At 68.8% G+C, this 14281-nt stretch carries 12 protein-coding genes; 4 read left to right on the top strand and 8 right to left on the bottom strand.

Annotated features, from left to right (window positions below):
• Positions 1 to 150: 150 nt before the first annotated feature.
• The gene (gene obgE / locus LPC10_RS22440; RefSeq protein WP_133089574.1) at positions 151 to 1185 is read left to right on the top strand and encodes a GTPase ObgE; all 1035 of its coding nucleotides are present in this window, start codon (positions 151 to 153) and stop codon (positions 1183 to 1185) included.
• Positions 1186 to 1268: 83 nt separating this feature from the next.
• Positions 1269 to 1712, top strand: coding sequence for a hypothetical protein (locus LPC10_RS22435; protein ID WP_231344453.1), 444 nt, complete (start codon positions 1269 to 1271; stop codon positions 1710 to 1712).
• 72 nt (positions 1713 to 1784) lie between these two features.
• Here LPC10_RS22435 and LPC10_RS22430 read toward each other — a convergent pair whose 3' ends face one another.
• The 8 genes from LPC10_RS22430 to LPC10_RS22395 form a co-directional block, all read right to left on the bottom strand.
• Entirely contained in the window at positions 1785 to 2711 is a 927-nt protein-coding gene (locus tag LPC10_RS22430) for a LysR family transcriptional regulator (protein ID WP_231344452.1), read from the bottom strand.
• A gap of 94 nt (positions 2712 to 2805) precedes the next feature.
• Positions 2806 to 3096, bottom strand: coding sequence for a formate dehydrogenase subunit delta (locus LPC10_RS22425; protein ID WP_231344451.1), 291 nt, complete (start codon positions 3094 to 3096; stop codon positions 2806 to 2808).
• Positions 3097 to 3213: 117 nt separating this feature from the next.
• Positions 3214 to 6066, bottom strand: a complete 2853-nt coding sequence (gene fdhF / locus LPC10_RS22420; protein WP_231344450.1) for a formate dehydrogenase subunit alpha — start codon at positions 6064 to 6066, stop codon at positions 3214 to 3216.
• Between the two features lie 13 nt (positions 6067 to 6079).
• Positions 6080 to 7639 carry an NADH-quinone oxidoreductase subunit NuoF gene (locus LPC10_RS22415; RefSeq protein WP_231344449.1) on the bottom strand — a complete coding sequence of 520 codons (1560 nt, stop codon included), beginning with the start codon at positions 7637 to 7639 and terminating at the stop codon, positions 6080 to 6082.
• On the bottom strand, positions 7636 to 8109 hold the full coding sequence (locus LPC10_RS22410) for a formate dehydrogenase subunit gamma (RefSeq protein WP_231344448.1): 474 nt from the start codon (positions 8107 to 8109) through the stop codon (positions 7636 to 7638). The genes LPC10_RS22415 and LPC10_RS22410 overlap by 4 nt, the downstream gene beginning before the upstream one ends.
• 270 nt (positions 8110 to 8379) lie before the next feature.
• Complete coding sequence (locus LPC10_RS22405; RefSeq protein ID WP_370644743.1) at positions 8380 to 10311, bottom strand: BCCT family transporter; 1932 nt, start codon at positions 10309 to 10311, stop codon at positions 8380 to 8382.
• Between the two features lie 212 nt (positions 10312 to 10523).
• On the bottom strand, positions 10524 to 11741 hold the full coding sequence (locus LPC10_RS22400; protein ID WP_231344445.1) for a serine hydrolase: 1218 nt from the start codon (positions 11739 to 11741) through the stop codon (positions 10524 to 10526).
• 71 nt (positions 11742 to 11812) lie between these two features.
• Positions 11813 to 12307, bottom strand: a complete 495-nt coding sequence (locus LPC10_RS22395; protein ID WP_231344444.1) for a DUF427 domain-containing protein — start codon at positions 12305 to 12307, stop codon at positions 11813 to 11815.
• 86 nt (positions 12308 to 12393) lie between these two features.
• Between LPC10_RS22395 and otsB the strand changes: the two genes are divergently transcribed.
• Positions 12394 to 13149, top strand: a complete 756-nt coding sequence (gene otsB, locus LPC10_RS22390; protein WP_231344443.1) for a trehalose-phosphatase — start codon at positions 12394 to 12396, stop codon at positions 13147 to 13149.
• 90 nt (positions 13150 to 13239) lie between these two features.
• Positions 13240 to 14241: a glucokinase gene (locus LPC10_RS22385; RefSeq protein ID WP_231344442.1), complete on the top strand. Its 1002-nt coding sequence runs from the start codon at positions 13240 to 13242 to the stop codon at positions 14239 to 14241.
• Positions 14242 to 14281: the final 40 nt, after the last annotated feature.

Genomic DNA, 14281 nt, shown 5'->3' with positions numbered 1-14281 from the left:
ACAACCGTGCAGGCCGCCCGACCATCGGTCGAACGGCCTGCGTCCGGCGGATGGCCGCCGCCGCGCATTCGCGTGGGCGAGAGGCGATGATCGGGATCGTCACCCCTCGATGACCGGCACCATCCGCGTCCCGCACCTGAGAGAAGCACCGTGAAATTCCTCGACGAAGCCAAGGTCTACGTCCGCTCCGGCGACGGCGGTCCCGGCTGCGTCTCGTTCCGGCGGGAAAAGTTCATCGAGTTCGGCGGCCCCAACGGCGGCGACGGCGGACGGGGCGGCGATGTCTGGATCGAGTGCGTGCAGGGCCTCAACACCCTGATCGACTATCGCTACCGCCAGCACTTCAAGGCGAAGAAGGGCGAGCACGGCATGGGCTCGAACTGCCACGGCGCCAAGGGCGACGACGCGGTTCTGCAAGTGCCCGCCGGCACGCAGGTCTTCGCCGAGGACGGCGAGACCCTGATCGCCGACATGACCGAGGTCGGCCAGCGGGTGCGGCTCGCCAAGGGCGGCAACGGCGGCTTCGGCAACGCCTACTTCACCACCTCCACTAACCGCGCCCCGCGCCACGCCAATCCCGGCCTCGAAGGCCAGGAGATGTGGCTGATCCTGCGCCTCAAGCTCATCGCCGATGCCGGGCTCGTCGGCCTGCCGAACGCGGGCAAGTCGACCTTCCTCGCGACCGTCACCGCCGCCAAACCGAAGATCGCCGACTACCCCTTCACCACGCTCCATCCGGGCCTCGGCGTGGTGCGCTCGGACGAGCGCGAGTTCGTGCTCGCCGACATCCCCGGCCTGATCGAGGGTGCGCACGAGGGCGTCGGCCTCGGCGACCGCTTCCTCGCCCATGTCGAGCGCTGCCGGGTGCTGCTCCACCTCGTCGAGGGCACGAGCGAGCATGCCGGCAAGGCCTACAAGCTGGTGCGGCGCGAACTCGAAGCCTATGGCGGCGGCCTCGCCGACAAGCCGGAGATCGTGGCGTTGTCCAAGGCGGACGCGCTCGACGCCGAGACGCTCAAGCAGCAGATGGCCCGGCTCAAGCGGGCGGCGGGCGGCAAGCCGCTGGTGCTCTCGGCGGCCTCGGGGCAGGGGGTGCAGGAGGCTCTGCGCGCGATTCAGGCGCAGCTCGACGGCCAGCACGCGACGGAAGAGGCGGAGGTGCCGGCCGAACCCTGGCACCCGTGACCCTGCCACCCTTCCTCGGAGCGGCGCTACGCCTCAGCCCGCTCCCGGAGACGGGCCTTGGCGCTTCGGCCTAACATCGGGCCATGCGCAGCCGCCTCGCCCTTCTCCTCGTCCTCGCCGCCTCCCCCGCCTGGGCGGAGGCCTCTTGCGATGAGCTGATCGAGCGGGTGCAGGCGGCCACCGGCGCAAAGGTCGCCGAGCGCAATGCCGACTTCGCCCGGTTCGATGCCGGCCCGCAGACGGCGCTGACGCTCTCCTGCGCGGGCGACCAGTCCTCCGTCGGTGCCCAGATCAAGGGCGAGACCGTGCCGGAGACCTACGACACGCTGTTCGCGCAGGCGGCCCGTGCCGTGACGGGGATCGCGCCGGACCGCCTGAGGGAGGCTGCCCGGCAGGCCCGTGACGGCGCACAGGCCAAGCGCCACAGCACCGTCGATGTCGAGGGCGCTCGCGTCACCTGCGCCTTCATGCGCCGGGAGCAGGGTGCGCTCACGCAATGCGCCGTGCTTCAGCGGCCGAGCACATGATCCCCGTGAGGAGAAAGGCGGGGCAATGCCCCGCAACCACGCCAAAGGGGTGATCCCTTCGGGATCCCGGATTCATGGGCTCGGCAGCATCGCCGGGACGGGATCGTCGGCGTCGAGGGTGCGGGCCACGGTGCGGGCGACGTTGACCAGCGCGGTCACCATCGGCGTCGCCGGATCGCGGCGCGGGGCAACGAGGCCGATGGCGTGGCGCAGGTCGGGCTCGACGATCGGGATCGCTCGCAAGCCCTCGGTCGGCCCCAGTGCGTCGGCGAGAATCGCCGGCATCACGCTCGCCCATTGCAGCGTGCGCACATGGGTCATCAGCACGACCATGGAGTTCGATTCCAGCGTCGGCGCCGGCTCGCCGCCAGCCGCGCGGAGCTGCTGGTCGATGATGCGCCGGTTCTGCATGTTCGGCGTCAGCAGGCAGAGCGGGATCCGGGCGAGCTCCGCCCAGGTGACGCTGGCGCGGTCGTCGTAGGGACCGCCGGCCGCGGTGAGCAGCTGATAGTGCTCGGTGTAGAGCGGCACGGCAATGACGCGCCTCAGCGGCTCGTTGTCGAGATAGGTCAGTCCCGCATCGGCCTCGAGGTTGTCGATCAGCGAGAAGATCTCTTCCGAGGTCGTCGAGATCACGCTGAAGCGCACGTTCGGGTAGCGTGCCCGGTAGGGCGTGGTCAGGGCCGCCACCATCGGCAGTGCAGTCGGCACGGCGGCGATGCGCAGATGGCCCGAGAGGCCCTTGCGGAGCGCCGCCACGTCGTCCTGCATCGCCCGGGCGTCGCCGACGATGCGCCGGCCCCAGGCCAGCACCCGGTCGCCCTCGGGGGTGAAGCCCTGGAAGCGCGAGCCGCGCTGAACGAGGCGGACGCCGAAGCGGTCCTCCAGGCTCTTCACCCCCGCCGAGAGCGTCTGCTGAGTGACGCCGCAGGTCTCGGCCGCGCGCCCGAAATGCTGCTCGCGGGCGAGCGCCAGGAGGAATTCGAGCTTGTCGATCACGTCTGCGCCGCCCGGACACCCGCAGAGAGGGCGGGCCTCCGCCGTGGTAGGCCGATTGCGAAAGCCTGCTCAAGACATTGGGATGAGATGCGTATCAGCCCGCGTCGCTGGCACCCTCGCCCGCGAGTTGCGGGTTGCGGGTGGCCGGGCGCACCGGGCTCTCGGTCGTCGGCTGCTCGTGCAGAGCCTTGTGGACCAGGGCGTCGAGCCGGTCGCCGGCCTCGTCGCTGTAACCTTCGAGGTCGCGGCGCATCTTCGGCGTCCAGAACGCTACGATGTGGTTGTGGATGCCCGCCACCGCCTCGTCCTCCGGATAGGACCGGAAGAACAGGGCGATCTGGTTGGCCATCCGAACCAGCTTGTCGTTGGGATTCGTCGCGCTCATCGCCTGCTCGGGCTCTGTATGGGTGAGGCTGTGTTCCGACCCGCGCCCTCATCCTGAGGTGCCGGTTGGGAGAAGAGACCGGGGCGGGCCTTCGGTCCGCCCCTCAATCCCAAGGGACTACTCCGCGGCTTCCGCGATCCGGGTGAGCGAGAAGTCTTCCTCGTAGAACTTCGCCTGCCAGTCGGAGGGCCGGTTCGTGCGCCGCACCTGCACCGCCGTCACCTTGTATTCGGGGCAGTTGGTGGCCCAGTCCGAATAGTCGGTGGTGATGACGTTGGCGCCGGTCTTGGCGTGGTGGAAGGTCGTGTAGACGATCCCCGGCTGCATCCGCTCGGTCACCTTGGCCTTCAGCGCGATATCACCGGACCTGCTCTCCAACGCGACGAGGTCGCCGTCGACGATGCCGCGCATCTCCGCGTCGAAGGGGTGGATCTCCAGCACGTCCTCCTCGTGCCAGCGCGAGTTCTCGGTGCGACGGGTCTGCGCGCCGACATTGTACTGGGAGAGGATGCGGCCGGTGGTGAGGATCAGCGGGAACTTGCCCGTGGTCCGCTCGTCGGTCGGCACGTATTCTGTGATCATGAAGCGGCCCTTGCCGCGCACGAACCGGTCGACGTGCATCATCGGGGTGCCGAGCGGCGCCTTCTCGTTGCACGGCCACTGGATCGAGCCGAGTTCCTCCAGCTTGTCGTAGGAGACGCCGGCGAAGCTCGGGGTGAGGCGGGCGATCTCGTCCATGATCTCGGACGGGTGGCTGTAGTTCATCTCGTAGCCGAGCGCGCGGGCGAGCAGGATCGTGCCCTCCCAGTCGCCGTAGCCGCCGAGCGGCGCCATCACCTTGCGCACGCGGCTGATGCGGCGCTCGGCGTTGGTGAAGGTGCCGTCCTTTTCCAGGAACGAGGCGCCCGGAAGAAAAACGTGGGCGTACTTGGCCGTCTCGTTCAGGAAGATGTCCTGGATCACGATGCACTCCATCGCCCGGAGGCCGGAGGTCACGTGATGCGTGTCGGGGTCGGACTGAGCGATGTCCTCGCCCTGGATGTACATGCCCTTGAAGGTGCCGGAGACGGCCTCATCGAGCATGTTGGTGATGCGCAGGCCCGGCGCGTTGTCGAGCTTGGCCCCCCAGATCGCCTCGAAGCTCTCGCGGGTGGCGTCGTCCGAGACGTGGCGGTAGCCCGGCAGCTCGTGCGGGAACGAGCCCATGTCGCACGAGCCCTGCACGTTGTTCTGGCCGCGCAGCGGGTTCACGCCGGCGCCCACCATGCCGATATTGCCGGTGGCCATGGCGATGTTGGCCATGCCCATCACCATGGTCGAGCCCTGGCTGTGCTCGGTCACGCCGAGGCCGTAGTAGATCGCCGCCTTGCCCCCCGTGGCGTAGAGGCGGGCCGCCGCACGGATCTCGGCCGGATCGACGCCGGTGATCGCCTGGGCCGCTTCCGGCGAGTTGCGCTCCTCGGCGATGAAGCGGGCCCAGGACTCGAACTCGGCCAGATCGCAGCGCTCGCGGACGTAGTCCTCGTCAACCAGCCCTTCGGTGACGATGACGTGGGCAAACGCGTTGATGAAGGCGACGTTGGAGCCGGGCTTCAAGGGCAGGTGATGGTCGGCCCGGATGTGGGGCGACTTCACGAGGTCGATCTTGCGCGGGTCGGCGACGATGAGGCGGGCGCCTTCACGCAGCCGCTTCTTCATCCGCGAACCGAAGACGGGGTGGCCGTCGGTCGGGTTGGCGCCGATGACGAGGATCACGTCGGATTCCTCGACGGACTTGAAGTCCTGCGTGCCGGCGGAGGTGCCGAGCGTCGACATCAGGCCATAGCCGGTCGGCGAGTGGCAGACGCGGGCGCAGGTATCGACGTTGTTGTTGCCGAAGGCGGCGCGCACCAGCTTCTGGACGAGGTAGGCCTCCTCGTTGGTGCAGCGCGACGAGGTGATGCCGCCGACCGAGTCGCGCCCGTACTTCGCCTGGATGCGCTTGAACTCGGAGGCCGCGTGGTTGATCGCCTCCTCCCACGACACCTCGCGCCACGGATCCGTGATCTTGGCGCGGATCATCGGCTTGGTGATACGGTCCTTGTGGGTGGCATAGCCGTAGGCGAAGCGGCCCTTGACGCAGCTATGACCCTCGTTGGCCTTGCCGCCCTTGTAGGGCACCATGCGCACGACCTTGTCGCCCTGCATCTCGGCCTTGAAGGCGCAGCCGACACCGCAATAGGCGCAGGTCGTCACCGCCGCATGGTCGGGCTGGCCGAATTCGTGGATCGTCTTCTCCTGCAGCGTCGCGGTCGGGCAGGCCTGGACGCAGGCGCCGCAGGACACGCATTCCGACTGCATGAAGTTGGTCGGGCCCGCCGCCACGCGGCTGTCGAAGCCGCGGCCCTCAATCGTCAGAGCGAAGGTGCCCTGCGTCTCCTCGCAGGCGCGGACGCAGCGGTTGCAGACGATGCACTTCGAGGGATCGTAGGTGAAGTAGGGGTTCGACTCGTCCTTGGGCAGGTAGCGGTCGGAAGACGGCTTGACGTGATTGTCGCCGTCATAGCCGTAGCGCACCTCGCGCAGACCGACCTGACCGGCCGTATCCTGCAGCTCGCAATCTCCGTTGGCCGCGCAGGTCAGGCAGTCGAGCGGGTGGTCGGAGATGTAGAGCTCCATCACGCCCTTGCGCAGGCGGTGCAGCTTGTCGGTCTGCGTGTGCACGACCATGCCGTTCTCGGCCGGCGTGGTGCAGGAGGCGGGCGTGCCGCGGCGGCCGTCGATCTCCACGAGGCACATGCGGCAGGAGCCGAACGGCTCCAGCGAGTCGGTGGCGCAGAGCTTGGGGATCTTGGTCCCCATATGCATCGCCGCGGCCATCACGGAGGTGCCGGCGGGCACCGTCACGCTCTCGCCGTCGATGGTCAGCGTCACCGTCTGCTCGTTGAGCCGGATCGGCGTGCCGTAGTCGATTTCCTTGATGAGGGTCATGGCTCAAGCCTCCTCACTCGGCCGCGACGGGCAGATCGCCCGCGCGCCGAAAATCTTCCGGAAAGTTGGTGATCGCGCTCATCACGGGCATCGGCGTCAGGCCGCCCATGGCGCAGAGCGAGCCGTCGGTCATGATCTCGCAGAGATCCTCGACGAGCTTGAGATTGGCCTCCGGGCGGATGCCGGAGATCACCTTGTCCATGGTCTCGACGCCGCGGGTCGCGCCGACGCGACAGGGGGTGCACTTGCCGCAGGATTCGGTGGCGCAGAACTCGAAGGCGAAGCGAGCCTGACGCGCCATGTCCACGGTGTCGTCGAACACGACGATGCCGCCGTGGCCGACGAGGCCCTTCTTGGCCGCCATCGCCTCGTAATCGAGCGGCGTGTCGAGCAGCTCGTCTGGGAAGTAGGCCCCGAGCGGGCCGCCGACCTGCACCGCGCGGACCGGCCGGCCCGAGGCTGTGCCGCCGCCGAAATCCTCGATCACCTGACGGATGGTGATGCCGAAGGCGTACTCGATCAGACCGCCGTGCTTGATATTGCCGGCAAGCTGGATCGGCAGCGTGCCGAGCGAGCGGCCCATGCCATACTCAGCGTAAGCCTTGGCGCCGTGCTCCAGGATGTAGGGCACGGCCGTAAAGGTCATGACGTTGTTGACCAGCGTCGGCTTGCCGAGGAAGCCCTTGAGCGCCGGGATCGGGGGCTTGGCCCGGACGATACCGCGCTTGCCCTCGAGGCTCTCCAGCAGCGAGGTCTCCTCGCCGCAGATATAGGCGCCGGCGCCGAGTCGGACTTCGAGGTGGAAATTCTTGCCGCTGCCCAGGATGTTGTCGCCCAACACACCGGCCTTGACGCCGTTGGCGATCGCGTCGCGCAGGGTCTTGAACGCCTGCGGATACTCGGAGCGGCAGTAGATGTAGCCCCGCGTGGCCCCCGTTGCGACGGCGGCGATCGTCATGCCCTCGATCAGGTTGAAGGGGTCGCCCTCCATCATGATCCGGTCGGCGAAGGTGCCGGAATCGCCCTCGTCGGCGTTGCAGACCACGTATTTCTGGTCCGCCTTCGCCAGCATCACCGTGTTCCACTTGATGCCCGCCGGGAAGCCGGCGCCGCCGCGCCCGCGCAGACCCGAATCGCGCACCTCCCCGACGGTGCCCTCGGCGCCGAGCTTCAGCGCGGCCTCCAAACCGCGATAGCCGCCATGGGCCCTGTAATCCTCGACCGAGAGCGGATCGACCACGCCGCAGCGGTGGAAGGTGAGGCGGTGCTGCCGGGCGAGGAAGGGGATCTTCTCGGGGTCTCCGAGGCAGAGCCTATGCTCGCCGCCCGCTGCGAAATTCGCGTCGAGCAGGCTCTCGACATCGGCCGGTGTCACCGGGCCGTAGGCGATGCGGCCCTCAGGGGTCGCCACCTCGACCATCGGCTCCAGCCAGAGCAGGCCGCGGGTGCCGGTGCGGACGATGCGCAGATCGAGGCCGCGGGCTTCCGCACCGGAAAAGATCGCGCGGGCGACGCGGTTGGCGCCGAGCCCCAGGGCGACGGCGTCCTGCGGAACGTAGACGGTGATGCTCACGCGCGGGCCTCCTTGAGGGCGGCGTCGAGGGATTCGGCCGAGAGGCGGGCCAGCGGCTCGTCATCGACCAGGGCGGCCGGACCGTTGGCGCAGAGACCGAGGCAGTAGACCGGCTCGACGGTGACGCCGTCAGGACTGGTGCCGTGCCAGTCGCAACCCATGCGGGAGAGGATCTCGCCGTGCAGACGATCGGAGCCCATGGCCTGACAGGCCTCGGCCCGACACAGCTTCACGTGGTGGCGCCCAGCCGGCGGCTCGCGGCGGAAGTCATGGTAGAATGTCAAGCAGCCGTGGACCTCGGCGCGCGACAGGTTCAGCGCGTCGGCGATCATCGGCACCGCCTCCGCGTCGACGTAGCCGAAGGTCTCTTGCAGCGCATGCAATATAGGGAGAGTCGCGCCCTCGAGAGATTGCAGCTCCGCAACGATCCCAGCGGCGCGTGCGGCGTTCCAAGGCTCGGAACCAGCCATGTTTTCCTGCCCAACTTGGTTTTGTTCTAAGGCTGGATCCAAACAGGGCCGGCACTAAAGTTCAATCAAGCTGTCTCGTGGTTTGACAAAAATCATTGGTCAAAAGAGCTAGTTTGCACTGCGTCAATCGATCAAGCAGGGCCTAAAAATATTTTTGATGCTCTTCTGATTTTTCTTTTACTGCAACGAGATACCACTGTTGCGCGAAGGCCGGGTCGCGGGGCGCCGGATGCTCGGTGGCTTGAGAACCACCGCGCGCCTTGCCCGTCGCTACGACGCGCCCCGAACCGCCCGGAACTGCGCGTAGCGCTTCAGCAGGTCGTTGATCAGCCGCTCACGGCCGTATCCCGTGACGTCGTGCGGGCGGTCGCCCTCGGAGGTCTGGACCAGGGCCCGATAGTGTCGCTCGCCGGATGCCTTCGACGGATTCTCCGCCCAGGCGAAGCTCGGCGTCCGCAGGCCGCGCACGCGGATGCCGTACCGGAAGGCGCCGCGGTCGCTGTAGGGAACGATCAGGTCGACCCGCTCGGCCGACCGCACGACCTCTGGCGACAACCCGCTTCCCCGCATCTGCTCCGCCACCGCTTCCAGGGCGGGGGCGGCGGTGCCGTCAAGAAAGGCCGTCACGTCCTCCTTCCGGTAGGAATGGGTGATCGCCGCCAGCCTCTCCTGCCAGGACAATCCGCCCGACGCCCCGGCAGCCGCCGAGGACAGGTCGAGGCCGCCGCTGCGCCCCTCCATCTGAAGCGCCCGCAGCAGGCCGTAGCAGATGAAGATCATCACCACCGAGAAGGGCAGGGCGCTGGCGATCGCCGCGGTCTGGAGCGCGTCCAGCCCGCCCGCCACCAGCAGCACCGCGGCGATGGTGCCGCCGCTGATCGCCCAGAACACCCGCTGCCAGAGCGGCGGATCGTCGGCCGCGCCCGAGGTGATCATGTCGATCACCAGCGCACCGGAATCGGCCGAGGTGACGAAGAAGAAGATCACGAGCAGCGTCGCCAGGCCCGAGGCGATCGTGCCCAGCGGCAGGTGCCCCAGCATCTCGAACAGGGCGACCGGCATGTTGTCTTTGACGATCTGCGTCAGCGCCACCGCGCCGCTGCGATCCATCTCGATGGCGGTGTTGCCGAACACCGTCATCCAGAAGAAGGTGAACAGCACCGGCACCAGCAGCACGCCGGAGACGAATTCGCGAATGGTGCGGCCGCGGGAGATGCGGGCGATGAACATGCCGACGAAGGGCGACCACGCGATCCACCAGCCCCAGTAGAACAGCGTCCAGCTCCCGAGCCAGTCGTTGGGCCGATAGGCGTAGGTCTGGAGCGTGCGTTCGACCACGGCACCGAGATAGGCGCCGATATTCTGGACGAAGGCCTGGAGCAGGAACACGGTCGAACCGGTGACCAGCACGAAGACCAGCAGGAGGACGGCCAGGACGATGTTGAGTTCGGACAGGACCTTCACGCCCTTGTCGAGCCCCGAGGCGACGGAGAGCGTGGCGCAGCCGGTGATGGCGGCGATGAGAATGATCTGAACGACGATGTTGTTGGGGATTCCGAACAGGTGGGTGAAGCCGGCATTGACCTGAAGCACCCCGAGCCCCAGCGAGGTGGCGACGCCGAAGATCGTGCCGAGCACCGCGAAGATATCGATGGCGTGGCCGATCGGACCGTTGATCCGGTCACCGATGAGCGGGTGCAGGGCCGAGCGCACCGTCAGCGGCAGCCCGCGCCGGAACGCGAAATAGGCGAGCGCCAGCCCGACGACGATGTAGATCGCCCAGGCATGCACGCCCCAGTGGAAGAAGGTCAGCACCATCGCCCGCTGCGCGGCCTCGATGGTCTTGCCCTCGCCCACGGGGGGCGAGGCGTAGTGCTGGATCGGCTCGGCCACGCCGAAGAAGATCAGGCCGATGCCCATGCCGGCGCTGAACAGCATGGCGAACCACGACAGGTAGCTGTAGTCGGGCTCGCTGTCGTCCGGCCCCAGTTTCACATCGCCGTAGCGGCTCAGCATCAGGAAGATCGCGAAGCCGAGAAAGCCGGCCACGCTGGCGATGTAGAACCAGCCGAACTCGCGCACGATCCCGGCCTGAAGGGCATCGAAGATCGACTTGGCTTCGGCAGGAAACAGCGCGCTGAGGCCGGCGAAGGCGAGCGTCAATCCGGCCGAGGTGAAGAAGACCGGCGGATTGACCTGCATCCTCGGGCCCCTTCGGCCGAGCGGGTTCTGCACGGTGAGATCGTCCATGTCCGGGGCCGATTCCCTTGTTGCGTTCGAACGATCCGGTTGCGGCGGATGCGGGCAGCCGCGCAGCCTCCGAGCGGAGACGCGCTCCGCCCGACACCGAGAAAACGCCTACGGACATATGTTAATTGCCGCGCTTCCGTTCCCGAGACGTGCCCGGGGGGCCTTCAACTCTCGATGGCGGCGTAGGTCAGCACCCGCAATTCGCGGCGCAGGGGCAGGGCGGAGGAGGGGATGAGCTGGGTCATCAGCACCACCGCCATGTCCTCGTCGGGATCGACCCAGAAGGAGGTGCTCGCCACGCCGCCCCAGGACACCTCGCCCGGCGTGCCGAGAATCTGGGCGCGCGCGGGATCGAGCATCACCGAGACGCCGAGCCCGAAGCCGATTCCGGCGTAGGAGGACTCGGCGAAGCGCGGCTGGCCCATGGCGGCCAAGTCGCCCGGCAGGTGGTTCATCAGCATCAGTTCGACGGTCTTCCGCCCGAGGAGCCGCACGCCGTCGAGCTCGCCGAGATTGAGGAGCATCCGGCAGAAGCGCAGGTAGTCGGTCGCCGTCGAGACGAGCCCGCCCCCGCCCGAGGCGAGCGGCGGCGGTGTGAGGAACCGGCTCTCGACGCTGTCGTCGTAGATCCGGAGCTTCCCGGCCCGGTCGAAGACATAGTTCGCCGCAAATCGCGCCTGCTTGTCCTCCGGCACGAAGAAGTCGGTGTCGTCCATGCTGAGCGGGCGCAGGATGCGCGTGCGCATGAACTCGGCGAAGTCCTGGCCCGACACCACCGCCACGAAGTGGCCGAGCACGTCGGTGGCCACCGAGTAGTTCCACTCCGCCCCCGGCTGGGCCAGGAGCGGCTGCTGCGCGAGCCGTGCGACCAGTTCGCCGAGCGACAGGGTCGAGGTCTGGAAGTCGATTTCGTTCTGGCGGTAGAGCGCGTCGACGAGGGTCGCCTCCATGAAGCCGTAGGTCAGGCCGCTGGTGTGGGTGAGGAGGTCGCGGATCGTGATCGGGCGCAACGCCGGCTCGGTCTCAATCTTGGCCCGGTTGCCGCCGGTCATCACCCGCATCTGCGCGAATTCCGGCAGGAAGCGCGCGACCGGATCGTCGAGCTGGAACCGTCCCTCCTCGTAGAGCATCAGCACCGCGAGCGAGGTCAGCGGCTTCGTCATCGAGTAGATGCGGGTGATGGTGTCGGCGGCGAACGGTTTGCCCCGCGCGAGGTCGGCATGGCCGTGGGCGCGGAAGAAGGCGGTCTGGCCGCCGCGCAGCACGCTCACCGAGAGGCCGGCCAGCCGCCCGCTCTCGACGTAGCCCCGCATCCAGGCGTCGATCCGCTCCAGGCGATCGGGGCAGAGGCCGAGGTTTCGGGGATCGGTCTCGACCTGCATGCACGGCTCCTCGGGTTCGTGTCGTCAGGCCGATGTAGCGACCTCACCGAGGGGCGCCAGCCTGAAAAGCGTCACCAGCCCATCGTGCCGGGTCCGCCCTTGAACGGACCGACGAGGCCCGGCGTGATCCAGCCGCCGTAGAAGCCACCGGGCTGCGGCTCGGCCCGCACGTCCCCGACGAGGCAAGCCTCCATCGGACCGGCATAGAAGGCGACGTAACCGGCAATCGGCCGGAAGTCCGGCGTCGGGTCGGGATAGGCCCAGGCCGCCCCCGGCGCCCGTTCGCCGCCGCCGGTCCCGTCGAACAGCACGGCCCGGCCTTTCCACTCGCAGATCCCGGCCCGGCGCGGGGGGCCGAGGACGCCGTCCGCGATATCGGCGGGTGGAAAGTAGTAGGTCGGCGGGTGGCTCGTCTCCAGCACCCGGAAGCCGGAAGTGGTCGCGGCAAGGGTCTGCCCGCCGAGGATGACCGTCAGCCGCTCCGGCACCGGCTCCAGCCGCGGCGGGCGGGGGTAGTCCCAGACGCTTTCCTGCCCTGGGCCGGGGCGGATGGGGATGGGCCGCACGGGTGCCTCCGTTGATGTCGTATCACCGGTTTGTCGCAACCGGCCCTCATGCTAGCGCAGGAACAGCCCGAGAGAAGGACGATGCCGTGAGCGAAACCGCAGATTACGCCCTGTTCCTCGATTTCGACGGCACGCTGGTCGAGATCGCGCCGCGGCCCGACGCGGTGCGGGTCGATCCCGATCTCGTGCCCGCCCTGGAGCGGCTGCGGGCGCGGCTCGGCGGCGCGCTCGCGATCGTCACCGGGCGCCCGGTCACGGTGATCGACGACTTCCTGAACCCCGCCCGGTTCGACGTCGCCGGACTGCACGGGGTCGAGCGCCGGGTGGACGGGACCTTGAGCGGCGGACGGCCGGAGGATCACCCGGACCTGCGCGCGGGCGTCGAGCGGTTGCACGCGGAGACGGCGCGCTACGAAGCCGTGCTGATCGAGGACAAGGGCGCCTCGGTCGCGGTCCACTGGCGGCTGGCCGCACCCGGCGATGCGGAAGCGGCCGAGGCGATCGTCAAGGCAGTGGCGCGCGATCTCGGCGCCGCCTACCGGCTCCAGCTCGGCAAGGCCGTCGGCGAGATCGTGCCGGCGGACGCCACCAAGGGCCACGCGATCCGCGCCTTCGGGGAGGCCGCCCCCTATGCCGGCCGCCGGGCGATTTTCCTGGGCGACGACCGCACCGACGAGATCGCCTTCGCTTCTGTGAACGAGGATGGCGGGGTCAGCGTGCGCGTCGGCGAGGGTGAGACGGTGGCGAGCCGCCGCCTCGCCGACCCGGAAGCGGTGCGCGCGCTGATCGCGGCCTGGGCCGAGGGCGCGCCGATCGACCCGGACGCGCTGCCCGCCGCCTGACATCGTTCACCGCTGGGTTCACCGCTTGCCGAACGGCCCGCGCACCCTCTGTTAAGGTCGCGGCAAAGCACGGCGAGACGCGAGAGGCGGATGTTCGAATTCCCGGTGCTGATCGGCGATATCGGCGGGACCAATGCCCGCTTCGGCCTGATCGAGACGAAGGGCGCGGCCCCGCGTCTCCTCTCCCGCGAGGCAACCCACGGCCATCCCGATCCGAGCGCGGCGATCCGGGTCTCCCTGGCCGGAAGCGGCGCCCCGGCGCCTCGCTCGGCGATCCTGGCGATCGCGGGACGGGTCGATGCCCCGGCCGTCCACCTCACCAACGCCGACTGGCTGGTGGACGCCGCCGCGATCGGCCGGGATTTCGGGCTGAGCCGCGTCGCCCTCGTCAACGATTACGTGCCGGTGGCCGCCGGTGCGGCCGGGATCGCGCCTGACGACCTCACCCCGATCGGTCCGATCTTGGGCGACGCGCGCGGGCCCCGCCTTGTGCTGGGTCCGGGCACCGGCTTCGGCGCCGCGGCTCTGATCCCCTACGAGGATCGCCTCGCCATCGTCTCGACGGAGGCCGGCCACACCGATCTCGGGCCGACCGATGCGGACGAGGCCGAGATCTGGCCGGCGGTCGAGCGCGTCGAGGAACGGGTGACGGTGGAGACCCTGCTCTCCGGTCCGGGTCTTGCCCGGCTCTGCGCCGCGATCCGCGCGGTGCGGGCGGGCGGCGACGGCTCGCTGTGCGACCCGGCCGAGATCACCAGCACCGGTCTCTCGGGTGAGGATCCGCACGCACGCGCCGCGCTCGCGCTGTTCAGCAAGATCCTCGGCCGCGTCTGCGGGGATCTGGCGCTGACCTTCCTCGCCACCGGCGGCGTCTATATCGGCGGAGGCATCGCCCCGCGGATCGTGCCCATCCTGCGCGAAGGCGGCTTCCGCGAGGCCTTCGAGCGCAAGGCCCCCTTCGCCGAGCAGATGCGCGCCATTCCCACCAGCGTCATCACCGTGAAGGATCCCGCCTTCGGCGGTCTCGCGGCCCTGGCGAGCGAGGGCGGGCGCTTCGTCTATCACGGGCAGGGCTGGAAGCTGGCGGGCTGAGCCAACCCTGCTCCCTTCTTGCCGCTGGCGTTGGCCGAAC

Origin of the sequence: Methylorubrum sp. B1-46 (genome assembly GCF_021117295.1) — a bacterium.
Lineage (GTDB): Bacteria > Pseudomonadota > Alphaproteobacteria > Rhizobiales > Beijerinckiaceae > Methylobacterium.
Note: the sequence above shows the minus strand (reverse complement) of the source record. Positions and strands in the feature narration are given on the sequence as shown.